Annotated in this window: 33 protein-coding genes and 1 tRNA gene; 6 read left to right on the top strand and 28 right to left on the bottom strand. The window is 63.9% G+C overall.

All coding sequences use genetic code 11. The features are described from left to right. Positions 1-62: 62 nt before the first annotated feature. The 22 genes from rpsE to rpsL form a co-directional block, all read right to left on the bottom strand. The gene (gene rpsE / locus OKA04_RS11425) at positions 63-740 is read right to left on the bottom strand and encodes a 30S ribosomal protein S5 (RefSeq protein WP_343226880.1); all 678 of its coding nucleotides are present in this window, start codon (positions 738-740) and stop codon (positions 63-65) included. Positions 741-752: 12 nt separating this feature from the next. After that, positions 753-1,109 carry a 50S ribosomal protein L18 gene (gene rplR, locus OKA04_RS11420; protein ID WP_264501292.1) on the bottom strand — a complete coding sequence of 119 codons (357 nt, stop codon included), beginning with the start codon at positions 1,107-1,109 and terminating at the stop codon, positions 753-755. Positions 1,110-1,129: 20 nt separating this feature from the next. After that, positions 1,130-1,669, bottom strand: coding sequence for a 50S ribosomal protein L6 (gene rplF, locus OKA04_RS11415; RefSeq protein WP_264501291.1), 540 nt, complete (start codon positions 1,667-1,669; stop codon positions 1,130-1,132). Positions 1,670-1,699: 30 nt separating this feature from the next. After that, complete coding sequence (gene rpsH, locus OKA04_RS11410) at positions 1,700-2,098, bottom strand: 30S ribosomal protein S8 (protein WP_264501290.1); 399 nt, start codon at positions 2,096-2,098, stop codon at positions 1,700-1,702. A gap of 28 nt (positions 2,099-2,126) precedes the next feature. Beyond that, entirely contained in the window at positions 2,127-2,708 is a 582-nt protein-coding gene (gene rplE / locus OKA04_RS11405) for a 50S ribosomal protein L5 (RefSeq protein WP_264501289.1), read from the bottom strand. Positions 2,709-2,771: 63 nt separating this feature from the next. After that, entirely contained in the window at positions 2,772-2,996 is a 225-nt protein-coding gene (rplX, locus tag OKA04_RS11400) for a 50S ribosomal protein L24 (RefSeq protein ID WP_264501288.1), read from the bottom strand. A gap of 34 nt (positions 2,997-3,030) precedes the next feature. After that, positions 3,031-3,396 (bottom strand): 50S ribosomal protein L14, encoded by a 366-nt coding sequence (gene rplN, locus OKA04_RS11395; RefSeq protein ID WP_264501287.1) that lies wholly within the window; start codon positions 3,394-3,396, stop codon positions 3,031-3,033. Positions 3,397-3,444: 48 nt separating this feature from the next. After that, complete coding sequence (rpsQ, locus tag OKA04_RS11390; RefSeq protein WP_264501286.1) at positions 3,445-3,720, bottom strand: 30S ribosomal protein S17; 276 nt, start codon at positions 3,718-3,720, stop codon at positions 3,445-3,447. A 41-nt stretch (positions 3,721-3,761) separates the two neighbouring features. Beyond that, the gene (gene rpmC / locus OKA04_RS11385; protein ID WP_264501285.1) at positions 3,762-3,962 is read right to left on the bottom strand and encodes a 50S ribosomal protein L29; all 201 of its coding nucleotides are present in this window, start codon (positions 3,960-3,962) and stop codon (positions 3,762-3,764) included. A 28-nt stretch (positions 3,963-3,990) separates the two neighbouring features. After that, on the bottom strand, positions 3,991-4,410 hold the full coding sequence (gene rplP / locus OKA04_RS11380; RefSeq protein ID WP_169454389.1) for a 50S ribosomal protein L16: 420 nt from the start codon (positions 4,408-4,410) through the stop codon (positions 3,991-3,993). A gap of 43 nt (positions 4,411-4,453) precedes the next feature. Continuing rightward, complete coding sequence (gene rpsC / locus OKA04_RS11375) at positions 4,454-5,197, bottom strand: 30S ribosomal protein S3 (protein WP_264501284.1); 744 nt, start codon at positions 5,195-5,197, stop codon at positions 4,454-4,456. A gap of 25 nt (positions 5,198-5,222) precedes the next feature. Next, positions 5,223-5,615 (bottom strand): 50S ribosomal protein L22, encoded by a 393-nt coding sequence (gene rplV / locus OKA04_RS11370; RefSeq protein WP_264501283.1) that lies wholly within the window; start codon positions 5,613-5,615, stop codon positions 5,223-5,225. A 47-nt stretch (positions 5,616-5,662) separates the two neighbouring features. Next, positions 5,663-6,376, bottom strand: coding sequence for a hypothetical protein (locus OKA04_RS11365; RefSeq protein WP_264501282.1), 714 nt, complete (start codon positions 6,374-6,376; stop codon positions 5,663-5,665). 21 nt (positions 6,377-6,397) lie between these two features. Beyond that, a complete protein-coding gene (gene rpsS / locus OKA04_RS11360) occupies positions 6,398-6,667 on the bottom strand; it encodes a 30S ribosomal protein S19 (protein ID WP_264501281.1) in 270 nt (89 codons plus the stop codon). A 19-nt stretch (positions 6,668-6,686) separates the two neighbouring features. After that, positions 6,687-7,532, bottom strand: a complete 846-nt coding sequence (rplB, locus tag OKA04_RS11355; RefSeq protein WP_264501280.1) for a 50S ribosomal protein L2 — start codon at positions 7,530-7,532, stop codon at positions 6,687-6,689. 34 nt (positions 7,533-7,566) lie between these two features. Further along, complete coding sequence (gene rplW / locus OKA04_RS11350) at positions 7,567-7,851, bottom strand: 50S ribosomal protein L23 (protein WP_264501279.1); 285 nt, start codon at positions 7,849-7,851, stop codon at positions 7,567-7,569. A gap of 22 nt (positions 7,852-7,873) precedes the next feature. Further along, positions 7,874-8,482: a 50S ribosomal protein L4 gene (gene rplD / locus OKA04_RS11345; RefSeq protein WP_264501278.1), complete on the bottom strand. Its 609-nt coding sequence runs from the start codon at positions 8,480-8,482 to the stop codon at positions 7,874-7,876. 40 nt (positions 8,483-8,522) lie between these two features. Then, positions 8,523-9,164 carry a 50S ribosomal protein L3 gene (gene rplC / locus OKA04_RS11340; RefSeq protein WP_264501277.1) on the bottom strand — a complete coding sequence of 214 codons (642 nt, stop codon included), beginning with the start codon at positions 9,162-9,164 and terminating at the stop codon, positions 8,523-8,525. A 53-nt stretch (positions 9,165-9,217) separates the two neighbouring features. Continuing rightward, positions 9,218-9,526, bottom strand: coding sequence for a 30S ribosomal protein S10 (rpsJ, locus tag OKA04_RS11335; protein WP_035611700.1), 309 nt, complete (start codon positions 9,524-9,526; stop codon positions 9,218-9,220). A 32-nt stretch (positions 9,527-9,558) separates the two neighbouring features. Next, positions 9,559-11,706, bottom strand: a complete 2,148-nt coding sequence (fusA, locus tag OKA04_RS11330; RefSeq protein WP_264501276.1) for an elongation factor G — start codon at positions 11,704-11,706, stop codon at positions 9,559-9,561. Positions 11,707-11,740: 34 nt separating this feature from the next. After that, positions 11,741-12,214: a 30S ribosomal protein S7 gene (gene rpsG / locus OKA04_RS11325; RefSeq protein WP_264501275.1), complete on the bottom strand. Its 474-nt coding sequence runs from the start codon at positions 12,212-12,214 to the stop codon at positions 11,741-11,743. 32 nt (positions 12,215-12,246) lie between these two features. Then, entirely contained in the window at positions 12,247-12,660 is a 414-nt protein-coding gene (gene rpsL / locus OKA04_RS11320; protein WP_264501274.1) for a 30S ribosomal protein S12, read from the bottom strand. A gap of 636 nt (positions 12,661-13,296) precedes the next feature. Between rpsL and OKA04_RS11315 the strand changes: the two genes are divergently transcribed. Next, positions 13,297-13,590, top strand: coding sequence for a hypothetical protein (locus tag OKA04_RS11315; protein WP_264501273.1), 294 nt, complete (start codon positions 13,297-13,299; stop codon positions 13,588-13,590). 110 nt (positions 13,591-13,700) lie between these two features. Here the strand turns inward: OKA04_RS11315 and OKA04_RS11310 are convergent. Then, a tRNA-Met gene (locus OKA04_RS11310) sits at positions 13,701-13,775 on the bottom strand. Between the two features lie 123 nt (positions 13,776-13,898). Between OKA04_RS11310 and OKA04_RS11305 the strand changes: the two genes are divergently transcribed. Further along, positions 13,899-14,414, top strand: coding sequence for a peroxiredoxin (locus OKA04_RS11305; protein WP_264501272.1), 516 nt, complete (start codon positions 13,899-13,901; stop codon positions 14,412-14,414). A gap of 87 nt (positions 14,415-14,501) precedes the next feature. Here the strand turns inward: OKA04_RS11305 and OKA04_RS11300 are convergent, their stop codons facing one another. Beyond that, entirely contained in the window at positions 14,502-15,647 is a 1,146-nt protein-coding gene (locus OKA04_RS11300; RefSeq protein ID WP_264501271.1) for a hypothetical protein, read from the bottom strand. Between the two features lie 230 nt (positions 15,648-15,877). After that, complete coding sequence (gene lepA / locus OKA04_RS11295; RefSeq protein WP_264501270.1) at positions 15,878-17,677, bottom strand: translation elongation factor 4; 1,800 nt, start codon at positions 17,675-17,677, stop codon at positions 15,878-15,880. Positions 17,678-17,835: 158 nt separating this feature from the next. On the opposite strand from lepA, the gene OKA04_RS11290 reads away from it, so the two are divergent. The 4 genes from OKA04_RS11290 to OKA04_RS11275 are packed head-to-tail and all read left to right on the top strand — an operon-like array spanning position 17,836 to position 22,458. Then, the gene (locus tag OKA04_RS11290) at positions 17,836-19,227 is read left to right on the top strand and encodes a serine/threonine-protein kinase (protein ID WP_264501269.1); all 1,392 of its coding nucleotides are present in this window, start codon (positions 17,836-17,838) and stop codon (positions 19,225-19,227) included. A gap of 5 nt (positions 19,228-19,232) precedes the next feature. Further along, positions 19,233-21,275, top strand: a complete 2,043-nt coding sequence (gene recG / locus OKA04_RS11285) for an ATP-dependent DNA helicase RecG (RefSeq protein WP_264501268.1) — start codon at positions 19,233-19,235, stop codon at positions 21,273-21,275. Continuing rightward, positions 21,272-21,790 (top strand): methylated-DNA--[protein]-cysteine S-methyltransferase, encoded by a 519-nt coding sequence (locus tag OKA04_RS11280; RefSeq protein WP_264501267.1) that lies wholly within the window; start codon positions 21,272-21,274, stop codon positions 21,788-21,790. Before recG ends, OKA04_RS11280 begins: the two co-directional genes overlap by 4 nt. Continuing rightward, on the top strand, positions 21,787-22,458 hold the full coding sequence (locus OKA04_RS11275; RefSeq protein WP_264501266.1) for a metallophosphoesterase: 672 nt from the start codon (positions 21,787-21,789) through the stop codon (positions 22,456-22,458). The genes OKA04_RS11280 and OKA04_RS11275 overlap by 4 nt, the downstream gene beginning before the upstream one ends. A gap of 10 nt (positions 22,459-22,468) precedes the next feature. Here the strand turns inward: OKA04_RS11275 and OKA04_RS11270 are convergent, their stop codons facing one another. The 3 genes from OKA04_RS11270 to OKA04_RS11260 all read right to left on the bottom strand — a co-directional run bounded on the left by OKA04_RS11270 (position 22,469) and on the right by OKA04_RS11260 (position 25,921). Continuing rightward, positions 22,469-24,421 (bottom strand): serine/threonine-protein kinase, encoded by a 1,953-nt coding sequence (locus tag OKA04_RS11270; protein ID WP_264501265.1) that lies wholly within the window; start codon positions 24,419-24,421, stop codon positions 22,469-22,471. Positions 24,422-24,443: 22 nt separating this feature from the next. Beyond that, positions 24,444-25,466, bottom strand: coding sequence for an OmpA family protein (locus OKA04_RS11265; protein WP_264501264.1), 1,023 nt, complete (start codon positions 25,464-25,466; stop codon positions 24,444-24,446). Positions 25,467-25,549: 83 nt separating this feature from the next. Further along, a complete protein-coding gene (locus OKA04_RS11260) occupies positions 25,550-25,921 on the bottom strand; it encodes a DUF3592 domain-containing protein (RefSeq protein ID WP_264501263.1) in 372 nt (123 codons plus the stop codon). Between the last annotated feature and the right edge of the window lie 96 nt (positions 25,922-26,017).

The following is a 26,017-nucleotide window of genomic DNA, read 5'->3' as shown; positions in this document are numbered from 1 at the left end:
ATGGTTACTGGGAAAGAGCCTTCGGGCCGAGACCCGATAACCTCTTACCCTTAACCAATAACTTAGATCGCCTTTTCCTTCTTCTTGCCGCGGGATCCGAGGATCTGGTCGCGGGTGCGAAGCAGGGAGAGGGCCTTGAGGGTGGCCTTGACCACGTTCGAGTGATTGGAGGAACCCATCGACTTGGCGAGGATGTCGCGGATGCCGACTGCTTCGCAGACGGCGCGGACGCCACCGCCGGCGATGATGCCGGTACCGGGAGAGGCGGGCTTCAGGAGGACCTTGCCACCGCCGAATTCGGCGTAGATCTCGTGGGGGATCGTTCCGTCCACGATGTTCATCGGCTTGAGGACCTTCTTGGCTGCTTCGCCGGCCTTCTTGATGGCATCTGCCACTTCGTTGGCCTTGCCGAAGCCGAGGCCGACCTTGCCCTCCTTGTCACCGGTGACGATGAGTGCGGAGAAGCTGAAGCGACGACCGCCCTTCACGACCTTGGCGCATCGGTTGATGAAAACGACCTTCTCGGCGAGCTGCGGTCCATCGGACTCTTGCTGCTGGTTCCGGTCGTCACGGCGCGGACCACGGGGTCCGCGGCCTTGGCCGCCCTGGCCGCCGCCGTAGCCACCACCACGCTGGCCGTAGCCACCGCCGCGCTGGCCGTAGCCGCCCTGTTGCTGCTGGCCACCCTGCGGTCCCTGAGGTGCGGATGGAGTCGGGGTCGAATCTTGAGGAGTCACCATGACGGTAAGATATTAGAATTGGAGGCCGGCTTCGCGGGCTGCATCGGCCAGCGCCTTGATCTTGCCGTGGTAGAGGTGACCGCCGCGGTCGAAGACAACGGCGCTGACATTTGCTGCCTTGGCGCGCTCGGCGACGAGGGCACCCACCTTCGCGGCGGACTCGACGTTCGAGGAGGCCTTTTCGAAGCTCTTGTCGAGCGTCGAGGCGGAGACGAGGGTGCGACCGGCGACATCGTCGATGACCTGCGCGTAGACGTGCTGGTTCGAGTAGTGAACGGCCAGGCGTGGGCGTTCGGCGGTCCCGGCGACCTTCTTGCGGATGCGCGCGTGGATGCGGCGGCGTCCTTCCTTGCGATTGATTTTGCTCATTTCGAGTAAAGGTTTCGGGGTTACTTGCCGACGCTCTTGCCTTCCTTGCGGCGAACGTGCTCGCCTGCGTAGCGGACGCCCTTGCCCTTGTAAGGCTCCGGCGGGTAGTAGCCGCGGACCTCGGCGGCGAACTGGCCGACGAGCTGCTTGTCGATGCCTTCCACCTTGATCTTGGTGTTTTCGTTCACGGTGACGGTCAGGCCGGCCGGGATCGGGTGAAGGATCGGGTGGGACTTGCCGAGGGAGAGGTCGAGGTCCTGGCCCTTGACGGCGGCACGGAGACCGACGCCCTGGATTTCAAGGTCCTTGACGAAGCCCTGGGAGACTCCGGTGATCATGTTGTTCACCAGGCTGCGGACGGTGCCGTGCAGCGCGCGGTGGTTACGTGCCTCGGTGGCGCGGGCGACGACGACGGAGGTGTCTTCGCTCTTGATGGAGATGCCTGCGGGCAGGGCGAGGTCGAGCTTGCCCTTCGGGCCCTCGACGACAACCTTGCCGGCATCGACCTTCACGCTGACCTTTGCGGGCAGGGAAATCGGTTTGAGACCAACTCGTGACATGGTGGTTTGTTCCTTTCTCGGGTTGGGTGATTACCAGACGTGGGCCAGCACTTCGCCGCCGAGTTGGCTGCGCTTGGCACGGGCGCCGGTCATGACGCCCTTGGAGGTGGAGACGACGGCGATGCCGAGTCCGTTGAGGACGCGTGGCATTTCCTGACCGCCGGCATAGACGCGGCGACCTGGCTTCGAGACGCGCTTCAGGTCGGTGAGGACCGGGCGGCCATCGACGTAGCGGGCCTTGACCTTGAGCTGCGGGTGTCCGGATTCGGTCACGACTTCGAAGCCCCAGATGTAGCCTTCCTCCTGGAGCACCTTGGCGATGTCAGCCTTGATGCGGGAGTAAGGAGCCAGGAACTGCTCGTTGCCGGCGCGGCAGCAGTTCTTGAAGCGGGTGAGGAAGTCGGAAATTGGATCGGAGAGAACGGCCATGATGGTGGTTCCTTGGAAGTTAACGGAATCAGGCGGCGGCGCCTTCGGTGGTTTCCGCCTTCTTCGTGTCGCGGAACGGCAATCCCAGCTCGGTCAGCAGGGCACGGCCTTCGTCATTGGTCTTGGCAGACGTGACGAAGATGAAGTCGAAACCGATGGTGCGCTTGATCTGATCGAGCTCGATTTCCGGGAAGATGGACTGGTCGGGGAAACCGACGGCGTAGTTGCCACGGCCATCAAAGCCCTTTGCGGAGATACCGCGGAAGTCGCGGATGTTCGGCGCGGTGACGTTGATGAAGCGGTACAGGAACTCCCACATGCGGGCACCGCGGAGAGTCACGCGGGCGCCGAGGGCTTCACCCTCACGCAGCTTGAAGTTCGCAACAGCCTTCTTCGAATAGGTGATCGAAGGCTTCTGGCCGGTGATCTTGGCGATTTCGGCGACGGCATCGTCCACGGCGACCTTGCGGTCCGGGGCCTTGCCCATGCAGGAGGTCACCACGATCTTTTCAAGCCGTGGGATCTGATGCGGGTTGGTGTAGCCAAGCTTCTCCTTGAGAGCTGGCACGACCTTCTCCGCGTAGTGCTTTTGCAGTACTGGGGTGCTCATTTTGTTTTAGCGGGTCAGCGCTTTGTTCGTTGCGCTTAAGCGCGGGCAAAGACCTTGCAGGTCTCAGCCCAGCTTCTTGACATTGGAGATATGGACGGGGCCGTCCTGCTCAAGGATCCCGCCGTCGGGATTCTTCTCGGAGCGGCGGATGGCCTTCTTGATGGTGCGTCCGCCTTGGACGACGACCTTGCCCTTGGCAGCGTCGACGGAGAGGACCGTGCCGCGCTTGCCCTTGTGGCCGCCGGCGATGATCTCAACTTCGTCGCCTTTCTTGACGTGAGTCTTCATGTGAAATGTTCGGTTGAAGGGATGCGCCGTAGCCTCAGAGGACCTCGGGTGCAAGCGAGACAATCTTCATGAACTGCTTTTCACGCAGTTCGCGGGCGACGGGGCCGAAAATACGGGTGCCCTTCGGGTTGTTGTCCTTGTCGATGACAACGATGGCGTTGCTGTCGAAGCGGAGGACGGAGCCGTCTGCACGGCGGATCGGGAATGCGGTGCGGACGACCACTGCCTTCACGACGGAGCCCTTCTTGACCGAGGCGGTCGGGATCGAGTCGCGGATGTGGGCGGTGATGATGTCACCCACCTGGGCGGTGCGGGAGCGCTTGCCGAGGACACCGATCATCTTGGCAGAGCGGGCGCCGGTGTTGTCGGCGACCGTGACGAGGGATTCCATCTGGATCATGGCAGGAAATACGTGAGTGTTGAAGGATCGGTAGAACCGGCGGAGCCTTTAGTGCGTGAGCACCTTCTCGAGCGTCCAGCGCTTCAGCTTGGAAAGTGGGCGGGTTTCGACGATGCGGACCTTGTCGCCGATCTGGGCTTCGCCCTTCTCGTCGTGCACGTAGTACTTCTTCGACCGCTTGACGATCTTGTTGAAGGTCGGGTGCGGGACGCGTGCGACGTGCTCGACCACGAGGGTCTTGCTCATCTTGTTCGAGGTGACGACGCCGACGCGGGTCTTGCGGACCTGCTTTGCGGCACCTTCCTGCTGTTGCTGCTCGCTCATGGAAATTGGTGGTGGTGGCTGCTGCTGCGGATGCGGGCGGCTCAGGCGCTGTTGCGCTGGGTGAGCACGGTTTGGACGCGGGCGGCCTCGCGGCGGACCACGCGGATGCGGGCGGAATTTTCAAGCGTTCCGGTGGCCTGCTGCAGGCGGAGGTTGAAGCCCTCCTCCTTGAGGTCGCGGAGCTTGGTCTCAAGCTCCTTCACGGAGAGATCCTTGATGTCCTTGAACTTGGTCTGAGCCATGGTCGTGGTTCTTTAAAGGTTGGGAGCTTCAGGCGTGCGGATTGCGGACGACGAAGCGGGTCGGAAGGCCGAGCTTGTAGGAAGCAAGGCGCATGGCCTCCTTGGCCTGCGACTCCGGCACGCCGGCGACTTCGAACAGCATGTTGCCGGGGCGGATCACGGCGACCCAGGCCTCGACGGCGCCCTTGCCCTTACCCATACGGGTTTCCGGCGGACGGGCGGTGATCGACTTGTGAGGGAAGATCCGGATCCAGACCTTTCCTTTACGCTTGAGGAAGCGGTTGATCGCGATACGGCAGGCTTCGATCTGGCGGTTGGTCATCCAGCCGCGGTCGAGGGCCTGGAGACCGAAGTCACCGAAGGCGACGGTGGTTCCGCGCTGCGCATTGCCGGCGCGGCTGCCGCGGTGCGACTTGCGGAACTTCGTGCGTTTGGGCATCAAGGGCATGGCTCAGTCCTCCTGGGAAAATGTTGAAAGTTAAAAGATAGTCTTACTGCTGGTTGCCACCGCCACCACCGTGGGGCGGACGGGGACCACGCGGGCCACGGGGGCCGCGGTTGTCACGATCGCGGCGGTCGCCGCCACGCTCAGGGCGCGGGGAGCTGCCGTCGTCTTCCTTCTTGTTGACCCAGCACTTGATGCCGATGACACCGTAGACGGTGCGGGCTTCGGCGAAGCCGTAGTCAAGGGGAACGCGCAGCGTCTGAAGCGGCACCTTGCCCTCGCGATACCACTCCGAGCGGGCGATGTCAGCACCACCGAGACGACCGGCGCAGCGAATACGGATGCCCTCGGCACCGAAGTCCATGGCGGTCTGCACGGCGCGCTTCATGGCACGGCGGAAGGAGATACGGCGCTCGAGCTGGACGGCGACCTGCTCGCAGATGAGCTGGGCATCGAGCTCCGGCTTGCGGATCTCGACGATGTCGATCTTCACCTGGGCACCCTTGCAGATGTCGGAGATCTCCTTCGTCATGCGCTCGATCTCGGAGCCCTTGCGGCCGATGATAAGGCCCGGGCGGGAGGTGTGGAGCGTGACGCGGACGCTGTTCCAAGCGCGCTCGATGACGACGCGGGCAAGCGCTGCGAACTGCAGGCGCTGGCGCATGTAGCCACGGATCTTGAGGTCCTCGTGGAGCTTCTCGGCATAATCCTTGCCGGCGGCGAACCACTTGGAGCGCCAGTCCTTGGAGACGGCGAGGCGGAAACCGATGGGGTTGACTTTCTGGCCCATGATGAAATGCGGTGTGGGATTGGGATCAGGCGTCCTTGGATGCCTTCGGGGAAACGTTGACCTTCTTCGGCTTCGCTTCGCCTTCCGGAGCTTCGGCCAGGGTGATGAAAATGTGGCTGGTGCGCTTCAGGATGCCACCCGCGGAGCCCTTGGCACGCGGGGAGAAACGCTTCAGGACCGGACCTGCACCGATCACAGCTTCCTTCACGATCAGGGACTCGGCGCTCAGCGAGAAGTTGTTCTCGGCGTCCGCGATGGCGGTCTTGAGGGTCTTGTTGATGTGAAAGGCGGCCTTCTTCGGAGTGAAGGTGAGAATGTCGAGCGCGCTCGACACGGGCAGCCCTTGGATTTCGCGGGCGACGTCGCGTGCCTTCTTCGGAGAGAGGCGGACGTATTTGGTGGTGCTCTTGACTTCCATGGATCGGGTCGGTGAGGCGTTTAGAAGAATGGTGCGCGTCGCGCGGATTATTCAGTGATGAGAAGGGCGGAATCGCCGAGGCGGACCGGGCCTTGACCCGGGTCGAGCTCCTCGACAAAGGCGCCGCATACGTTGCGGCGGACGTCGGCCACGATGGCGGTGCCGAATGGTTGTTCCCCGCGGACGAGGCGGTAGGTGGTGCCGATGCGGGCAGTCTGGCTTTCCCCGACGTTGAGGACGAGGAGGCCGCTTTCCGAGTCGATGCTCACCACTTTTGCTTGGCCGGCGTTACCGGCGGCGGCTGCGGGGGCGGGCTTCTGCCTCAGACCGAGCACTTCGTCAAGCTCCCTCATGGAGGTTTCCACACGGAGGCGGGCGTCGGGATCGGCTGCCACCGCCTGGCGGAGGTAGTCGGTCACGGTGCCCACGAGGCGGGAGCAGACGGCTTCGAGGTCGCTGGTGCGGCGGCGGACCACTTCGAGGTCCGAATTCGCCTGGACCAGACGGTCGTCGCCACCATCGAGCAGGTCGCGGCCGAGCGCTTCGAGGCGGAGCTTCACCTGGGCGAGCTGCGCGGAGGCGTCTTTCTCGGCACGATTGGCCTGGACGAGGCTCTTTTCGAGCGAATCGATCCTGGCCTGTTGCTCGATGATCTTGTCCTGAAGTGCCATCGCATCCGTCCCCTGCGCCGCACAGGTCCACGTCCCGGCGCACAGTCCGAGGACTGCGGTCGCGAGAGTGAGTGGACGCGGGCGGTGCATGGGAGCGGTGGCGTGATAGGCTTACTTCTTGCCGATACCGCCGTGCTGCTTGAACAGGCGGGTCTGGGCAAATTCACCGAGCTTGTGGCCAACCATGTTCTCGGAGACGTGCACCGGAACGAAGGTTTTGCCATTGTGGACGGCGAAGGTCAGGTTGACGAAGTCAGGCGTGATCATCGAGGCGCGGCTCCAGGTCTTGATCGGCTTCTTGTCACCGGAGGCGGTGGCGGCGTCGATCTTGGCCAGAAGCTTCTGGTCGATGTACGGACCCTTCTTGAGAGAGCGTGGCATGATTTACTAGAGGTGAAGGTTAGCGCTTCTTCTTGGCGTGGCGGCTTTCGACGATGAAGGTCGAGGTCTGCTTCTTCGGCTTGCGGGTCTTTTGTCCCTTCGCGTGGCCCCAGGGGCTGAGAAGGTGCTGGCGACCACCACCGGACTTCGACTTGCCCTCACCACCACCGTTCGGGTGGTCGACGGGGTTCATGCACATGCCGCGGACGGTCGGGCGGACGCCCTGCCAGCGGGTGCGGCCAGCCTTGCCGGACACCTCGTTCATGTGATCGCGGTTGCCGACGGTGCCGATCGTGCAGAAGCAGTTCTCGTTGAAGCGGCGGATCTCACCGGAAGGCATCTTGACCAGCGCCCAGCCGCCTTCGCGGTTGGAGAGCACGGCCTGCTGGCCGGCGGCGCGGGCGACCTTGCCACCGTTGCCCGGGATGAGCTCGATGTTGTGGATCGCGGTGCCGAGCGGGACGCTCTTGAGCGGCATTGCGTTGCCCACCTTCGGAGCGGCCTTTTCACCGGAGGTGACGGTCGCGCCGACTTCCAGGCCCGCAGGGGCGAGGATGTAGCTCTTCACGCCGTCACTGTACTGGATGAGGGCGATGCGGCAGGTGCGGTTCGGATCGTACTCGATGCCGACCACGGTGGCGGCGACGTCGTACTTGCCGCGCTTGAAGTCGACCAGACGGTAGTGGCGCTTGTGACCACCGCCGATGTGGCGGGTGGTGATGCGGCCGGTGTTGTTGCGGCCGCCGCTCCTCTTGAGCGGGGTCAGAAGGCTCTTCTCCGGCTTGTGCTTGGTGATCTCGTCGAAGGACGGGAGCACCTTGTAGCGTTCGGACGGGGTATTGGGTGTGAACTCCTTGAGAGGCATGGCTCTGGTTGGTTCGGGGTTAGCCGGTTAGAAATCAGACGAGGTCGAGCGTTTCGCCTTCCTTGAGGCGGACGATGGCCTTCTTCCAGTGGTTGGTGCGGCCTTCATCGGCACGGCGGCGGCGCTTGGCCTTGCCTGCGAAGTTGGCGGTGCGGACGGCGGCGACCTTCTTGCCCAGCAGGGTTTCGACGGCACGCTTGATATCGAGCTTGTTGGCGTCGCGGTTCACCTCGAGGACGACCTCATTGTTGGTCTCCTGGAGCATGGTGGCCTTCTCGCTGAGGCGGACGTTCTTGATGACTTGGTAGATGTCTTTCATGGCGCGGTTTCAGCGATGAGAATTAGGCGGTGCGCTTGGCGAGGGTCTCGAGGGCGTCCTCGACGAGCAGCACGGTATTGGCGTGGAGGAGTTCCTCGACGTTCACGCTGTCGGCGGTGACGAGCTGGGCCCAGGCGACGTTGCGGGCGGAGAGGTAGGTCTTCTCGTCGAAGCTCTTGGCGACGATGAGCACCTTCTTCGGCTCGGCGTCTGCGGAGACGGCGGAGATGAAGGACTTCGTCTTGCCATCGGCGATGGAGAAGGAAGGAAGGACCTTGGCGGTCTCGTCGCGGACGATGTCACCGAGGACACGGCGCAGGGCGAGCTTACGGACGTTCTTCGGGACGTGCTTCGAGTAGTCGCGGGGACGCGGGCCGAAGACCACGCCACCACCGACGAAGATCGGGGCGCGCTTGTCGCCGTGACGGGCGTTGCCGGTGCCCTTCTGCTTGTAGATCTTCTTGTTGTTACCGCGGACTTCGCCACGGGTCTTCGAGTTGGCGGACCCGGTGCGGCGGTTGGCGCGGTAGGCGGTGACGAGATCGTGCACGGCCTGGGCGCCCTTGTCGGCTTCGGCGAGCAGGATGTTCGCGCTCTGCGCGGCGTCAGCGGTGAAAGTTTTCGCGGGCATGACTGGGATGCGATTGAGAGTTGCGGTTCAAACCCCGGCCTCAGGCGGCGGCGGTCTTCTTCTTGGCGGGGCGGATGGTGACGTAGCCACCCTTGGCACCGGGGACGGCACCGGAGATGAGGATCACACCGTCCTCAGGACGCACGGCGACGACCTTGAGGTTCTGGGTGGTGCGTGGCACGTCGCCCATGTGTCCGGGCATCTTCTGGTTCTTCCAGACGCGGCCCGGGGTGGAGCGGCAGCCGATGGCGCCGGTCCGGCGGTGCATCATGGAGCCGTGGGTCATCTTGAGACCGCCGAAGCCGTGGCGCTTCACAGCACCCTGGAAGCCGCGGCCCTTGGTGGTGCCGATCACGTCGACCCACTGACCGGCCGTGAAGGTGTCCATGCCGGTGTGGGTGTCCGGGGCAGCTTGGTCGGCCGGGAAGCGGAACTCCTGCACCTTGTACTTCGGCGTGGAGCCGTACTTCTTGAAGTGACCGAGGGAAGGCTTGTCCGTGCGGAATTCCTTCTTGTCACCGTAGCCGACCTGGACGGCGGAGTAGCCGTCCTTTTCGACGGTCTTGACCTGCAGGCAGGTGTTGCCACCCACTTCGATGACGGTGACGGGGATCATGGCCTGGCTCTTCTCATCGAAGAGGCGGGTCATACCGAGCTTTTTGCCGAGAAGTCCGAGAGACATGGCGTTGGTCGATTTGAAATTTGAGAACTTGAAAGTGAGATCCGTGCGGGACCTCAGATGCGGATGGCGATGTCTACACCGGCGGGAAGATTGAGCTTCTTCAGCTCGTCCACGGTGCGGGCGGTGGGATCGACGATGTCGAGCACGCGCTTGTGGGTGCGGATCTCGAACTGCTCGGCGGACTTCTTGTTGACGTGCACGGAGCGGTTCACGCTGAACTTCTCAATGCGGGTCGGGAGCGGGATAGGGCCTGCCACCTTGGCACCGGTGCGCTTGGCGGTTTCGACGATCTCCGCGGCGGAGCGGTCGATGGCGCGGTGGTCGAAAGCGCGCAGGCGGATGCGGATCTTCTGGTTTTCCATGGCAGTGGATGTAGTTAGAGATGTTGGGTAAATTAGTGGCCGCGATCGTTGACGATCTGCGTGAGGATGTTGGTCGGCACCTGCTCGAAGTGTGACGGAGTCATCGAGTAGGAAGCGCGGCCGGAGGAAATGGTGCGGACGTCCGTGGAGTAGCCGAACATTTCCTTGAGCGGAACATTCGCCTTGATGACGGCGAGCTTGCCCTTGGTTTCCAGGTTCTGGATCTGGCCGCGGCGGCGGTTCAGATCGCCCATCACGTCGCCCTGGTAGTCGTCCGGGGTGGAGACTTCCACGGCCATGATGGGCTCGAGGAGGATGGACTTCGCCTTCTTGAAGGCGTCCTTCATCGCGAAGATGGCGGCCATCGTGAAGGCGTTCTCGTTCGAGTCCACCTCGTGGAAGGATCCGCCGAGCACGTCCACGTGGACGTCGATCACCGGGTAGCCGGCGATGATGCCATTCGTGATCGACTCGCGCACGCCCTTGAAGACGGCATTGTGGAAATCCTTGGGGATTTCACCGCCCACGATCTTGTTTTCGATCGTGAGGCCCTTGCCCTTTTCATTCGGACGGACGTGGAGACGGACGTGGCCGTATTGGCCGCGGCCACCGGATTGCTTGACCAGCTTGCCCTCACCATTGGCTTCGCCGGTGATGGTCTCGCGGTAGGCGATCTGCGGGTCGCCGGTATTGGCCTCGACCTTGAACTCACGCTTCAGGCGATCGACGATGATCTCCAGGTGGAGCTCGCCCATGCCGGAGATGATGGTCTGGCCGGTTTCCTCGTCGGTCTTGACCTGGAAAGTGGGATCTTCTTCCGAAAGCCGTGCCAGCGCATTTGCCAGCTTTTCCTGATCGGCTTTGGTTTTCGGCTCGACCGCCAGAGAGATGACGGGATCCGGGAAAGTGGGGGGTTCGAGAACGACGTCGTAGCCTTCCTTGGCCAGCGTGTCACCGGTGGTGACGTTTTTGATCCCGACCATCGCGGCGATGTCGCCGGCGTAACAAGCATCGATGTCCTTGTGCTCGTCGGCCTGGATCTGGATCAGGCGTCCGACTCGCTCGGAGCGGCGGGTTCGCGGGTTGTAGACCGTGTCGCCTTTCTTGATGACTCCGGAATAGACGCGGAAGAAGACCAGCTTGCCGACGAATTTGTCCGCCCAGAGTTTGAAGGCGAGGGAGCAGAACTTCTCGTTGTCGCTCGTGTGGACCTCGATCTTCTCTTCCTCGTTGTCCGGGTTCATGCCGACGGCTGCCGGGATGTCGAGCGGACTCGGGAGGTAATCGACGACGGCGTCGATGAGATACTGGACGCCCTTGTTCTTGAAGGCGGAACCACCGGCGACGGGCACCAGCTTGTTCCCGATCGTGGCGCGGCGGATGGCCTGTTTCAGCTCTTCGGTGGAGATCGGCTCCTCCATGAGGAACTTCTCGCCGAGGATGTCGTCCACATCGGCCACGGCACCCACCAGCTCGGTGTAGGCCTCTTCGGCGATTTCCTTCAGATCGGCGCTCAGCTCGCGGACCACGTAGGTGGAGCCGAACTTGTCGTCGTCATTGAAGTGGATCTCCTTCTGGTTCACCACGTCGATCTGGCCGCTGAGGGTGTCCTCGGAGCCGATCGGGATGAGGATGCGCACGGCATTCGCGCCGAGCTTGTCCTTCACCTCGTGGAAGACGCTGTCGAAGTTCGCGCCGACGCGGTCCATCTTGTTGACGAAGACGATGCGCGGGACGTGATACTTCGTCGCCTGGCGCCAGACCGTCTCGGTCTGGGGCTGCACCCCGGCGACGCCGCAGAAGACGACGATCGCCCCGTCGAGCACCCGCAGGGAGCGCTCGACTTCGGCCGTGAAGTCCACGTGGCCGGGAGTATCGATGATATTGATGCGCTGCTCTTCCTTCGCGAAGAGCTTCGTCACACCCTCCTCCGCACGCTGGAACCACTTGGTGGTCACGGCGGCGGAAGTGATCGTGATGCCGCGCTCGCGTTCCTGCTCCATCCAATCGGTCGTGGCGGCACCATCGTGCACCTCGCCGATCTTGTGGATCATCCCCGTGTAGAAGAGGATGCGTTCCGTGAGCGTCGTCTTCCCGGCGTCGATGTGCGCCGCAATCCCAATGTTCCGCGTCCGCTCAAGCGGATACGGGCGATCGGGATTGTTGACAGTGGAAGACATGGCAGGATGGGGAAGAAACTTCCCCTTGAATGATTTACCAGCGGAAGTGGGCGAAGGCGCGGTTGGCCTGGGCCATCTTGTGCACGTCGTCGCGCTTGCGGACGGACGAGCCTTGGTTGTTCGCGGCGTCCTTCAGCTCGTTGGCCAGGGCCACGTGCATCGGGGTGCCCTTGCGACCGCGGGCGTATCCGACGATCCAGCGCAGGGCGAGGGACTCGGAACGATCGGCGGCCACTTCAAGCGGAACCTGGTAAGTGGCACCACCGACGCGGCGGCTCTTCACTTCCACGCGCGGCTTGGCGTTCTCAATGGCGCGGGTGACGATCTCAAGCGGATCGACGGTATCTGCGCCTTCGCTCGCCTTGTCGATGGCGGCATAGACGATGCGCTCCGCGAGGGAACGCTTGCCGTCGAGCATCACCTTGGAAATGAGGTGACCCACGAGGGAGCTGTCGTAGCGGGAGTCCCGGCGATCGGGCTTGTGGAAAGTGCGCTTGCGGCGTGACATGGTCGGAAAAGATTAAGGCTTTCGACGCGGGATTACTTCTTCTTGCCACCCTTGGCAGCAGCGGCGGGCTGACCCGGCTTCGGACGCTTGGCGCCGTACTTCGAGCGGCTCTGGCGACGCTTGTCGACGCCGAGGGTATCGAGCGAACCACGGACGATGTGGTAGCGGACACCTGGAAGGTCCTTAACACGGCCGCCACGGACGAGCACGATGGAGTGCTCCTGGAGGTTGTGGCCTTCACCGCCGATGTAGGCGATGACTTCGTAACCGTTGGTCAAGCGGACCTTCGCCACCTTACGGAGAGCCGAGTTCGGCTTCTTCGGCGTGCGGGTCATGACCTGGAGGCAGACGCCGCGGCGCTGCGGGCAATTGGTCATCGCCGGAGACTTCGACTTTTCGATCGGAGTCTGCCGTCCTTTGCGGACGAGCTGGTTGATGGTCGGCATGGGATTCCTGCGTGGTTCGGTGTTCGCTAGATGCGTAGCCGGACAAAGGAGCGAGCGAAAATCCTCGCAGGAGCCTTTTATCCGGAGCTGCACCCGATAGTGTTTAGAGAATGAAGCCGCCCGCGTTGCAATGAATGCGTATTGGCAGGTGGCGATGTGGGGCGGCGAATCTAGGGATCGAAGCACCTCTGACAAGTCCTATTTCGAAAAAGTTTTCAGAAATCTTCCGGGTGGCTCCGGGGGAAATTTTACGATCTTTCGGGGAGCCCTTGATCCAATTCAACTGATTGTGCATCAATCATCTAATCCATGCGTCATCTGCCGAGTTCGTCGCACAGAACGGGGCACGACCGACCGGATTCGACGTCCACGAGGTGGTTTGGAATAATTCAGGCCGCACTGAACGGGGCGTCCTTTTAAAGCAAATCCGGGAATCCGCCCCGGCTGCATCCTCGCGAACGGAGCGCTTCCGAGGACTGGCTGACTCTCTTCTTTATAGAATGCATGCCGCTTGCTTCTCATCAAATGGGGACCACGGCGCAGAGGACCAATGGCCATCCACCCCATGAAGGGCACTCTCCTCGGTATTTTCATCGCTCCGGCCGTCGGCACGCTGCCTGTTGAGATCCGGCGGGCTTGGGCCTGGAGGGCGACCGCTATGCGCTCGGGACAGGGACTTTCTCGAAGAACTCCGGACGGAGGGACATCACGCTCATCGAGGTGGAAGCTCTGGAGCTTTTCCGCCAGGACTCCGGCCTGCCGCTGAGCCCCGCCCAGGCGCAACGCAATCTTTTGACCCGGGGAATCCGCCTGAATGAGCTGGGCGGCAGGGATTTCACCGTCGGTGCCATTTCCATGCGTGGGCTGCGCCTCTGTGAGCCTTGCGCCCACCTGGCCGGGTCACGTCGCTGCCGGTATTCCCAGGCCTGATCCATCGCGGCGGGCTGTATGCCGAGATCCTCGCGGACGGGGAGCTGGCGATGGGAGACACGATCTCGACCACGGACAGGGCTTCCTAAAGAAGGAAGGGGAAAAAGATTTGGTAGCAGAGGGCGGATTTGAACCGCCGACCAAAGGCTTATGAGTCCTCTGCTCTACCCCTGAGCTACTCTGCCGTTACCAAATTCTGTGACCACCCTTGCGGGCGGGGCGAAGGCTCTAGCGTCGCCCGGCCTGTCTGTCCATTGAAAAATCGCCTGCTTGCGGAGAGGATTTCCCATGGCAGTCTCCCGGCCAGCATGAAGCCGCTCCAAATCCTCGCCGCAGTCGTCGCTCCCATCGGCCTCGCCATCGCCGCAAACGCCGCCGAACCCATCGAAGTCGGCGCCGCCCTGCCGGCCGTGACGGCGAAGGATCAGGACGGCAAGGACGTCGAACTCGCCAAGAGCGGTGCCGAGGGCTGGACGCTGGTCTATTTCTACCCGAAGGCCGATACCCCCGGCTGCACGAAGCAGGCCTGCTCCCTGCGCGACTCCTACGCCACGCTCACGGAGAAGAAGGTGAAGGTCTATGGCGTCAGCATGGACGACGTGGCCGCGCAAAAGGCCTTCCAGGAGAAGTACAAGCTCCCCTTCCCGCTCCTCGCGGACAAGGAGGCCAAGGTCGCCGATGCCTTCGGCGTGCCGCACAGCATGGGCTTCACGAAGCGGCAAGCCTTTCTCTTCAAGGACGGCAAGCTCGCCTGGCGCGACCTCGAGGCCTCGACCGAACAGCAGGCCGCGGACGTGCTGAAGGAGATCGGCGAGAAGAAGTGAGGATCAGCCCTCGTGAGCGGCTCACAGAGCCGCCAAGTCGAGTTTTCTTAGTCCATCATCGCGGCCATCGCCCGCCCCGCTCCGAGGTCATGAGCCCTTGGTGATGGCTCCGTAGGCGTCTCCGCTCGTTTCCAGGAAGAAGCCGACCGTCTTACCTGCGCTCACCATGTCGCGTTGCTTGAGAACCCAGACGCCCGAGGCTTCCAGAGCTGCCTTCACCGCATCATACTGCGCGCTGCCCTTTGACGAGACGGCGTTCTTCGGGACGAGCCCGGCATCGCGGATCAGGATGATCTTCCCGTCGGCACTTCCCGCGATCTTCAGCTTCTGGCCGCCCACCTCGATCCGGCGTGCCGCGCCAGACCAGATGTTGCAGGATTGAGTGAGAGGATACGGATTGCTGCAGGTGGCGGTGAGACCGCTGACGTCCGAGAGTTGATAGGGCTTGCCGGGCTTTGCGGTGCGTCCGGCCGGTGTCGTGACCGCGGGAGCGCCGGGTGTTTCGCCGAGCTTCTCGCCGACGGCTTCACCGATCTGCCGGGCGACCTCGGCGGCCGCTTCGTCGAAGGCCCTTGAAGCCGCGCCCCGGTCACGCACGAATCCATCAATCGTGCGGCGGACCGAAGTTGCGGAAGCGTTGAAATTCCGCGACAGGAGCTTCGTCCCGCCGGCACCGGTGAGATCGAATTTCCCTGAGAGCGAGGGAACCATCAGCATCTCTCCACCGTCATTGCCCACCCGGACGTAGCGGAATTTTTCCACCGTGACGACGAGACGGTTGGGCGAATCATCGCGCACCTTCCCATGAAAATGAGGCAGGGACCCCACGGTGCCTGCCACGGCCTTGCGCACGCGGCCGGAGAGATCGCCGGGGACCGTGCCGGGGGCCTTCGAGATGGCGTCCGCATAGCGGCCCTCGAAGGACTTCTGCTCCGCCACCGCTGCGATCTCTACCGCAAGCTGCCCGACACCTGCCGCGATCGCGCCGCCGGCAAAGCCGCTGCCCACCGGTGCCGAGATGTAGGGAGCCGCTATTTCCGGGCTTCCGATTGGCTTGTCGTAGCCATCACCAGCGACGGGTACCGGAGGAACGGCAATCGAACCCAACGACGCCTTTTGAGCCTCCGACCAACGGCTCGCACCGCAGGAAGTGAGCAGAAGGGCAATGCCCGAGAAAAACAACAACTGCGATTTCGTCATCGCCGGAGTGATGGCACGGCAATGATAGATCATTCAAGGGTCAACACGTGACACCGGCAGAGCAGCTCCCTGAAAAGCCGCTCTCAGTCCCTGTTCCTCCAATCAGCGGGAGAACACCAAAGATCACCGCCCAACCGTTCTCCTCCGAGGCACGAAAACGAGCAGGGCAATGCATCTCAGCATTGCCACATCATTCCGGAGTCGACCGCAGATTCAAGCCTGCATGCCGGTCCGGCGAGCACTCGAGGAACGCCGCCGGGGCCTCAATCCCCGCTCTTCAGCACCTTGATGAAGGCGTCTTGGGGGATGTTCACCTTGCCGAACATCTTCATCTTCTTCTTACCTTCCTTCTGCTTCTCGAGCAGCTTGCGCTTGCGGGTGATGTCACCGCCGTAGCACTTGGCGGTCACGTTCTTGCGCATGGCGGAGATGCTCTCGCGGGCGACGATCTTGCCGCCGACGGCCGCCTGGATGGCGACGACGAAAAGGTGCTGCGGGATGACGTCCTTCAGCTTGCCGGCCAGCATGCGGCCGTAGGACTCGGCCTTGTCGCGGTGGACGATGGTGGAGAATGCCTCGACCGGATCGCCGGCGATGAGCATGTCCATCTTCACCATCTTCGCGGCGCGGTAGCCGGCGTGCTCGTAGTCCATGGAGCCGTAGCCGCGGGTCATGGACTTCAGCTTGTCATTGAAATCGACGAGGATCTCGGAAAGCGGCAGGACGCAGGAGAGCATCACGCGCATGTCGTCGATGGTCTCGGTGTTCGTCACCTCGCCGCGCTTCTCCAGCACGAGCTGCATCATGTCCCCGATGTATTCGCCCGGGACCATGATGTAGACATTCACGATCGGCTCGCGGATCTCCTGGATGGTCTGCGCCTCGGGGAAGAAGGTGGGATTGTCCACGATCAGCTCGGAGCCATCCGTCAGCGTTACCTGGTAGATCACCGACGGGTAGGTCGAGATCACGTCCATGTTGAACTCGCGGCGCAGGCGCTCCTGGATGATCTCCATGTGGAGCAGGCCGAGGAAGCCGCAGCGGAAGCCGAAGCCGAGCGCGGTGGAGCTTTCCGACATGAAGGTGAAGGCCGCGTCATTGATCTGCAGCTTGCCCATCGCCGTCTTCAGCGCCTCGTAGTCCGAGGACTCGACCGGGTAGATGCCGGAGAAGACCATCGGCTGGATCTCCTTGTAGCCCGGCAGCGGCTCGGGGCACGGGTGGGTGCTGTCCGTGAGCGTGTCGCCGATCTTCGCCTCGTCGGCGGATTTCATGTTGGCGATCACGTAGCCCACGTCACCGGCCACGAGCTTTTCGCGCGCGGTCATCTTCGGGGTGAAGACACCCACTTCCTTGACCTCGTAGGTCTTGTTCGTGGCGAAGAGCTTCACGCGCTGGCCCTTTTTCACGGAGCCGGAGAAAACGCGGACGTAGGAAACGACGCCGCGGTAGGTATCGTAGATCGAGTCGAAGACGGAAGCGCGCAGCAGCTTGTCCGGATTTTCCACCGGGGCGGGCACGCGCTGGACGACTGCCTCGAGGATCTCCTCGATGCCGATGCCCTGCTTTGCCGAGGCCGGGATGGCGTCCTCGGCCGGGATGGCCAGGATGTCCTCGAGCTGGCGCCTGCACTTCTCGACGTCCGCGGCGGGCAGGTCGATCTTGTTGAGGACGGGCAGGATGACGAGATTCTGCGCGTGGGCGAGGTGGAGATTCGCCACCGTCTGGGCCTCCACGCCCTGGGCCGCATCCACCATCAGGATGGCGCCCTCGCAGGCGGCCAGCGAGCGGGCGACCTCGTAGGAGAAATCGACGTGGCCGGGGGTATCCAGCAGGTTGAGCTTGTACGTCTGCCCGTCCTTGGCCTTGTAGGTCATCGCCACCGGGTGGGACTTGATCGTGATGCCCTTTTCACGCTCCAGGTCCATCGCATCCAGGAGCTGGGCGCTCGATTCACGCTCGGTGATGGTCTGGGTGAACTCCATGAGCCGGTCCGAGAGCGTGGTCTTCCCGTGGTCGATGTGGGCGATGATCGAGAAATTGCGGGTCAGGGAAGTGGGCATGGCGGGTCGGGAAAAATTTCCGGCGGGCGGCGCGCGCGGATGGAAAACAGGGATTTACACCGAACGCACGGAAAAAGAAAGGCGTGCGACCACGGACGCGGACCCTATGAAGATAGGGAGATTGCGGAAGGGGTGCGGGATCTGCTAGTGGCTTCGCTGTGACGAAGCGCTACGAGATCGAGGAAATGCTCTCCCAGGACGACCGCGGGGTCGCCTTCCGGGGGCGCGACCGGGAGGAAAAGCGCGACGTGGTCCTGCGGCGGTTTTTCCCGAATGGCCGGGACGGCGGAGGCCTCCAGCCCGAGGAGCAGCCTGCCTTCCTCGAAGCAGTCGAGAAGCTGAAGGCGCTGAAGCTGAAAGAGCTGCGGAAGACCCTAGACGGCGGCTGCGATCCCGTGGACGGCATTCCCTTCCTCGTCACCGAGTGGGTCGAGGGCGATACGCTGGGCAGCTTCACCCGCGGGAAGCCACTGGAAAGCGGGTCCGTGAAGGACATCGTGGAGGTGGCGCTGAAGGCCTCGATCCAGATTTCCGGGGTGCTGGGCCACGAGATCCTGTGGGTCGGCTGCGGGGAGGAATCCATCGTCGTCCCGGAGTCCGGGCGCGGCATCACTTTCTGGGTCTCGCCGCTGGCATCGCTGAATACCCGCGGACTGGTGCCGCTGGCGGAGCTCGCCGAGCGCCTGCTGGGCGGAGAGGGCCGGCCCGTGCAGCACGATGCCACCAGCAATGACCTCGCCGGATGGATCCAGCGGATCCGCGCGAATCCGCAGGGCTGGTCGCTCACCCAGGCACTGGACGCACTTCAGAATCCCGTCCCCTACACCGCCCCGGCACCCGCGCCGGTCACTCCCACCCAGCGCGCGCCGATGGCCGCCACGAAGCAGGGAGCCGTGGCGACGAAGCAAGCGATGGCCTCCCCACGCAATGCGCCGAAGCAGACCGTGATCTGGCCGTGGGTCTCCGCCTCCATTCTCTTTTGCCTCCTCCTCGCAGGGGGTGGCGTGATGGCGTGGAAGAAGGGCAAATTCGACTCCCTGCTCGCGAAGGTGGATGTCGCCCCCGCCAAGAAGTCCCAGCCGACGCTGGAGGAAATCCGCCGCGATCTGGCCGCAAAGACCGCCCCGATCACCCCCGGAGCCGCGCAGGAGAAGCAAGCCGTCCCTCCCGGATGGAATGCCGCCGGTCCGGCACCCACCGGTCTGCCATCGTCCCCGCCCTCGCCATCCGCCGGGACCACGGCACCTGCCGCCGCCACTCCCCCACCGCCACGCGTGCCCTCGGGGAGCGCATCTCTTTCCGGGAAGATCAGCCACGCCTATGATGACAAGGGCGGCTCCGGCATCCGCTATCTGGAGCTCGAAATGTCCGACAAGAACACCCGCTACGTGGCCTACCGCACCGCCGGTGGCCAGCTTGGGCTGGAGGTGGACGACCTGAAGGCGCTGAAGGGCAAGAACGCCCGCGTCACCGGCGAATTCCTCAACGATTCATCACGCGGCCAAGTCTTGTTCATCATGAGCCGCGGGGACATCGTGGAGGTGCCCTGACCACCTTGATCCCAGCCACTGCTCCCCTCGCCTCGGTCGATTTCCTCGTCCCGAAGGAGGTCCTTTCCCTGGCGTCCGCCGGGCTGCACACCGCCGGGGCGCTGCTCGATTGGCTGCCACGGCGCTACGAGGACCGCCGCAGGTTCGACGCCTTTCCTGCCGATCCCGGCGGGCCGCCGGTGTGCGTGCGAGGAAAGGTGACGGACACGCGGAACCGCTTTGGCCCGCGCGCGCGATTCTACGAGGCGGTGGTCGAGGACGTCCGCAGCAGCGGCATGGGGGCCGCCACCATCACCTGCCGGTGGTTCAACATGCCCTTCCTGAAAAACGTTATCGCGGCGGGGCAGGAAGTCATCCTCCACGGCAAGCCGAAGGATTTCCAGGGCCGCATCTACATCGATCACCCGGACTTCGAGGTGATCCGGGACGATGGAGGCCCGTCGATCCATCTCGAGCGCATCGTGCCGATCTACCGGAATGTCTCCGGCATCGCCCAGCGGCGGCTCCGGGAAATCCAGCACCGCCTGCTCGCGGAGATCGACCCCGCAACGCTGGCCGCGCCCTACGATGTCGATCCCACCTACCCGCGCGCGGAGACCTATCGCGAGGTGCATTTCCCGGAGGCGATCGAGCAGGCGGAGGCGGCGCGGCGGCGCTTCGCCCTGGAGGAATTCTTCGGCCTGCAGCTCAATGTGGTGTGGCGGCGCGCCCGCGTCCACGACCACCAGGGACGCGTGCAGGGGACGAAGACGACGCTGCTGAAGCGCTTCTATGAAAGCCTGCCCTTTGACCTCACCGGCGCGCAGAAGCGCTCGATCAAGGAGATCGTGGCCGACCTCCGCTCGCCGCGGCCGATGAACCGGCTGCTGCAGGGCGACGTGGGCAGCGGCAAGACCTTCGTCGCGATGGCCTCGATGCTCCTCGCGATCGACTCCGGCGCGCAGGCCGCGCTGATGGCTCCGACGCAGATCCTGGCAGAGCAGCACTACCTCACCTTCCGCCGCTGGCTGGAGCCGCTCGGCGTCCGCGTGCTGCTGCGCACCGCGGCGAGGGAGGAAAGCACGCACCTGCCACTGGATGGCGAGCCGCAGGTGCTCATCGGCACGCACGCACTGCTCTACGACAAGGTGGCCTTCACGGATCTCGGGCTGGTGGTGATCGACGAGCAGCACAAGTTCGGCGTGAGCCAGCGCTCGCGGCTGATCCAGCAAGGGACGATGCCTGACGTACTTGTGATGACCGCCACGCCGATCCCGCGGACATTGACGATGACGATCTACGGCGACCTCGATGTCTCCATCCTCGACGAGCGCCCGGCGGGCCGCGGCAAGATGGTCACCGCCCTGCGCACCGGCGCGAAGCAGACGGAGGTGACGAAATTCGTGAAGGACCAGCTCGCCGCCGGACGACAGGCCTACCTGGTCTATCCGCTGGTGGAGGAGAGCGAGGCGCTGAAGGCCGAGTCCGCCACGGTGGCGTATGAGAAATGGCAGAAGCGCCTCTCCGCCCACTCCGTCGGCCTCGTCCACGGCAAGCTCTCGGCGGAGGAAAAGGAGGAGGTGATGCGGCGCTTCCGCGACGGCGAGATCCATGCGCTCGTCGCCACCACGGTCATCGAGGTCGGCGTCGATGTGCCGAATGCGAACCTGATGATCATCCACAATGCCGAGCGCTTCGGCCTCGCGCAGCTCCACCAGCTCCGCGGACGCATCGGCCGCGGCGAGCACAAGAGCTACTGCATCCTCCTCACGGACGGGAAGAGCGCCGAGGGCATGGAAAAGCTCGCCGTGATGGAGCGGACCTCGGACGGCTTCCTCATCGCCGAGGAAGACCTGCGCCTGCGCGGGCCCGGCGACGTGCTCGGCACCATGCAGAGCGGCCTCGGCGACCTGAAGTTCGCCGACTTCCTCGCGGATACCGCCCTGCTCCGCGAGGCGCGGGCTCTGGCCGACCAGGTGATCGCAGAGGATCCCTCGCTCTCCGCCAGCCACGCCGCGCTGCACGCCCTGATCCAGGAAGCACCCCTCACCACCTCGCAACGCGGATGACGAGCGGCTTCCACTTCAAGACGATGCCGTCACCGGTCGGCGAGCTGAAGCTGGTCGCGAGCGATGCCGGGCTGGCCGCCATCCTGTGGGAGAATGACGACCCGAAGCGCGTGCGCCTCGGCCCCATGCTCGAAGACAATTCGCACCCGGTGCTGACCGGGACCGCGCGCCAGCTCGGCGAATACTTCGCGGGAAATCGCACCGCATTCGACCTGCCGCTCGATTTCCATGGCACCGATTTCCAGAAGAAGGTCTGGCACGCGCTGACGACCATACCCTTCGGCGAGACTCGCAGCTACCGCGACATCGCCATCCAGGTCGGCAGCCCCGATGCCGTGCGTGCGGTAGGCGCGGCGAACGGGAAGAATCCCATCTCCATCGTCGCACCCTGCCACCGCGTCATCGGCACGAATGGCAAGCTGACCGGCTTCGCCGGCGGACTCGACGCAAAGGCATTCCTGCTGAAGCTGGAAGCGCGGGGAGCATCGCAGACAGAGCTTCCTTTCGCCCCATGAGTATCTTCGTCATCGGTGACATCCACGGTTATCTGGAAGCGTTGGATGCGCTGCTGGGCAGCATCCCGATCCGGGAGGAAGATGTGCTGATCTTCCTTGGCGACTACGTGAACAAGGGGCCCCATGTCAGGGAAGTACTCAACCGTCTCGTCGAAATCTCCGCGCGCCCGAATACCGTTTTCCTCCGTGGCAACCACGACCAGATGTTGCTCGATGCCCATCTCGATCCGCCGAAGTATTCCATCTGGGAAAGCCTCGCGGGGGATTCACCGCTTGCCAGCTACGGTGATGGCGAGTCCGGCGAGCTGATCCATAGGATACCGGAAAGCCACTGGGATTTCCTCGGTCGGACCTGCGTCGATTTCTTCGAGACGGGGAGATTCATTTTCGTGCATGCAGGCATCCGGGCTCACCTGTCTCCGGCGGAGGAGGATGCCGATCACTTGCATTGGCTCACGCTGTCGATGGCCCAGTCCCACCTGAGCAACCGGCTCGTGGTCTGCGGCCACTCTGCCCAAGCGACCGGGACCATCGCCGATCTCGGCCACACGATTTGCATCGATACCGGAATCACCAAAGGGAAGTTCCTCACCTGCCTGGAGCTCGATGCCTTTAATTTCTGGCAGGCTTCGCAAGACGGGGCAGTGACGCGCGGCAAGCTGCGGTGACACTGCAATCCTACCACGCCGCCATCAGGCCATGCGGGCTGATGCGGAGATGGGTGGTGCCTTCGGGCAGGTGGAAGCGCTGCGGGCTGTCGATCACTGAGGGGCCCCACAGGACGCACTTCCCGTTCACGTCCGTGGCGAGGTAGTGGCCGCGCGAAGCTTGAATGGACTTCACCGTGGCGAGCCCGGAAGGCAGGTCCCCTTTCGCAAGCATCAGCTTCCCGGTGGAATCGAGGATCAGCAGCTCATCGCCGCTCGCGAGCCCGGCCACTTGTGAAACCGCGGGGTCGGGCACCCATGCGCCGTCGCTCCGGCGGGACAGCGTCCCCTCCCCATCCACGCCCCAGACGGTGCCATCGGCGGTGATGCTGAATTGGACCATGGCACCGCCCTTGGAAATGACCTCCGGTGGAGTGCCGTCGGTCTTCACGAGCACACCGTCCCCATCGGAATTGATTACGGCCACCACGCCATCCTTCGAGGAAGGGAAGACGGACTGGAAGCCTTCGCCGATCCGCGTCGCCGATCCATCCGCGGCGAGAAGATGCAGGCCCGCATCATCCCCGAGGGAGACCACCGCATTGCCACAAGCCACCACCGCGCGGGCCTTCACCTGCGCGATGATGCGCTTCCCGGGAGACGCCTCATTCCAGCAGGAAACCGAGCCATCGGGATGAAGCACCGCGCCGCCGGTCGCGAGCAGCACGGCATCCTTCCATGGCTGGCGGGTCAGCTCGTCCGGCGGCTGGAGCGCGGGTGGCAGAGGCTCCATCGACCAGACCTGCACCACCGGCGCGGCAGAGGGAGGCGCGGCTGGCTCCGGCTGCGGTGCGGGAAATTCTTCTTTCGCGGCCACCGGTGGGGGCACGGGCGGAGACGCCTCCTGCTCCTTGACGGCGGGCTTCATCTCCTCCTGCACGGGAATCACGGGAGCGGGCGCAGGCTCCGGATTTGATACGATGGGCGTAGTAGTTTGCGAGGGCACCTCGGGCGGCTGCGCACGATGCCAGAGCCAGCCTCCGCCGAGCGCCACCACCAGCACGGCGGGCACTAGCCATGCCGCGACGGGCACTCCCTTCCTCGCGGGCTCGATGTCCTGCTTCAGCTCGGCCGCCCCTTGGTAGCGGTCCTCCGGGCGCTCCTGCATGGCGCGGCGGACCACATCATCGAGACGCGCATCGCTGCCGGATTTCCGCGAGGGCGGCTGGAAGACACCGCGCGGCAGGTCCCCGGTGAGCATCTCGTAGAGCAGCACGCCGAGCGCGTAGATATCCGCGCGGTGATCCACCCGCGCGGCATCCCGCACCTGCTCCGGCGCAGCATAGGCAGGCGTGCCCATGAAGGCCCCGGTGCGGGAAAGATCCAGCGCCCCCGCGGCAGGCGCATGGTCGATGCGGGCCAGCCCGAAGTCCGCCACCTTTGCCCGGCCATGCGAGTCGATGAGGATGTTCGACGGCTTGATATCCCGGTGCACCACGCCGATGCCGTGCGCATACGCGAGCGCCTCGCACACCTGGGTCGTCACACCGATGGCGACGGACACGTCCACCTTCCCGGAATTGATGAGATCACCCAGCGGAGCCCCATCGACATACTCCATGACGAAGAAGAAGTGCCCCGCCGGAGTGATGCCCGACTCATGCAGCGCCACGATGCCCGGGTGCCGCAGCTTTGCCAGCGTGCGCGCCTCGCGGCGGAAGCGCTCCACCTGATACTCGTCGCGGCAGGCCTCGATGGGCAGCAGCTTCACCGCGACATCCCGGTCCAGGTCCGGCTGGTGGAAGAGATACACCGCGCCCATCCCGCCGCGGCCCAGCAGGCGCTTCACCTGCCACTGGGGGAAAAGCGCGGCGGCTTCCTCGATCGACGGCGGCTCCCAATCGGCCATGCCCGCCTCGTCTCCCGTCGCGGCCATGTCAAAGAGCGCGGCGGGATCGAGACCGGAAATGAGCGGCGGTTTCACGACCGGAAGGAGGTGAGGTTTTTCAGCGGGCGACGATCTCCACGCGGCGGTTCAGCTTGCGGCCTTCCTCGGTGGTATTCGTCGAAACGGGAGCCATGAAGGAGGCACCGAGCGGTGTCATGCGGGCGGCCTCGATGCCGTGCTTCGCGGCGAGTTCGTCCACCACGGCCTTCGCGCGGCGCTTCGAGAGATCCTCGTTGAATTCGAAGGTGCCGACATTGTCCGTGTGGCCGACGACGAGCACCTTCAGCGAAGGCTCGGCCTTCAGCAGCGTGGCCATCTCCTGGAGCGTGGGCGCGGACTCGGGCTTGATGGCGGCCTCATTGAAGTCGAAGAGGATGCCGTAGATCGCGACCTTGCCGCTGCTGGAGATCGACTTCTGCATCTCCGCGGCGGAGACGTGGACCATCTTTTCCTCCATCGGGCGGGTATTCACCACGTCCACCTGGATTACCACGGACTCCTGCGGGATGGTCATGTCCTGCTTCCAGGGATTTGCCTCGGACTTCTCCTTCATCGTGTGATCCCAGGAGCGGGACGAGATGTAGACCGCGGCGAAGAGGCCGCTCTTTTCCACGCAGAAGTAGCGGCGCTCCTTCACCCCGGTGGTCAGGAGCTGGTGGTCCAGCTCCGGCACGGCGTAGTAGCGGCGCGGCGGGCCATTCCGGATCTCGCGGTCGTCACCGGACCAGATGGTGGTGAAGCCCGCTTCCTTGAAGGCGGCGGCGTAGTTCGCGGCGATCTCCAGCGTGCTGCGCTTTCCGGCAGCCAGATTTGGCAACAGGTAGGTGCTGCGGTGGACGCGGCCCTCGACCTTGCGGACTTCCTTCGGGTCGGTGGATTCCGGCGCGCTGAGCCCGCCGATCTGCAGGGCGAGCTCGCCGAATTTCTGCTCGGACTGGATCATCAGCGTGGAGCCCTCGTAGCGCGGCAGGCCGGGGTAGTCCTGGAAGCCGGGCGCGTCCTTCGTCGGGACCAGCTTTTCCGCGGCGGAGGCGGCGAGGATCGAGGAGAGGAAGAGGGTGGCTAGGAGGCGGAGTTTCATGGCGGTGGGTGGGGAAATGGTTGAGGTGTGATGGATACGGCATTCTCGCCGTCATCCCGTCTCTGGCGGTCGGTCGCGGGACGTTACGAAGTTTTTTTCCGCAGCGCCTCGCGGCACTGGTCCACGAGGTACTTCGGCGAGCTGGTGGCCGGGGAGTCCGGCAGGTAAACGATCTCGATGGGGTCATCCACCTGATACTGGTCATAGACGGAAAGCGGCACCGATGAAGTGCGCAGGTGCTCCGCGCCAAAGCGGTCCCGGTAGCTCATGACGATCTTCTTCTGGCGCGGGCCGCTGCCATGGCCGGCCACGGCGCGCTTCTCGGCGACGCGGCCGGTGACCTCGATGCCTTGGTCGCAGAGGCGCTTCAACTCCAGCCCGCGGCGCACCGCGAGCCAGATGATCCCGGCGAAGATGAGGATGGGGGCCAGGACTCCGAGGGCGATCCAGAACATAAGTTAAACCATAGCGAACCAACCGCTTACCATCGTGACAAGGCGGAAGTCCCCCCCGGGGGAAACACCGCGGGATTGCCGCGGGCGCGCGGGCTG

Origin of the sequence: Luteolibacter flavescens, assembly GCF_025950085.1 — a bacterium.
Taxonomy (GTDB): Bacteria; Verrucomicrobiota; Verrucomicrobiia; order Verrucomicrobiales; family Akkermansiaceae; genus Haloferula; species Haloferula flavescens.
The sequence above is the reverse complement of the archived record's forward strand: the minus strand, read 5'-3'. Positions and strand labels throughout refer to the sequence as shown.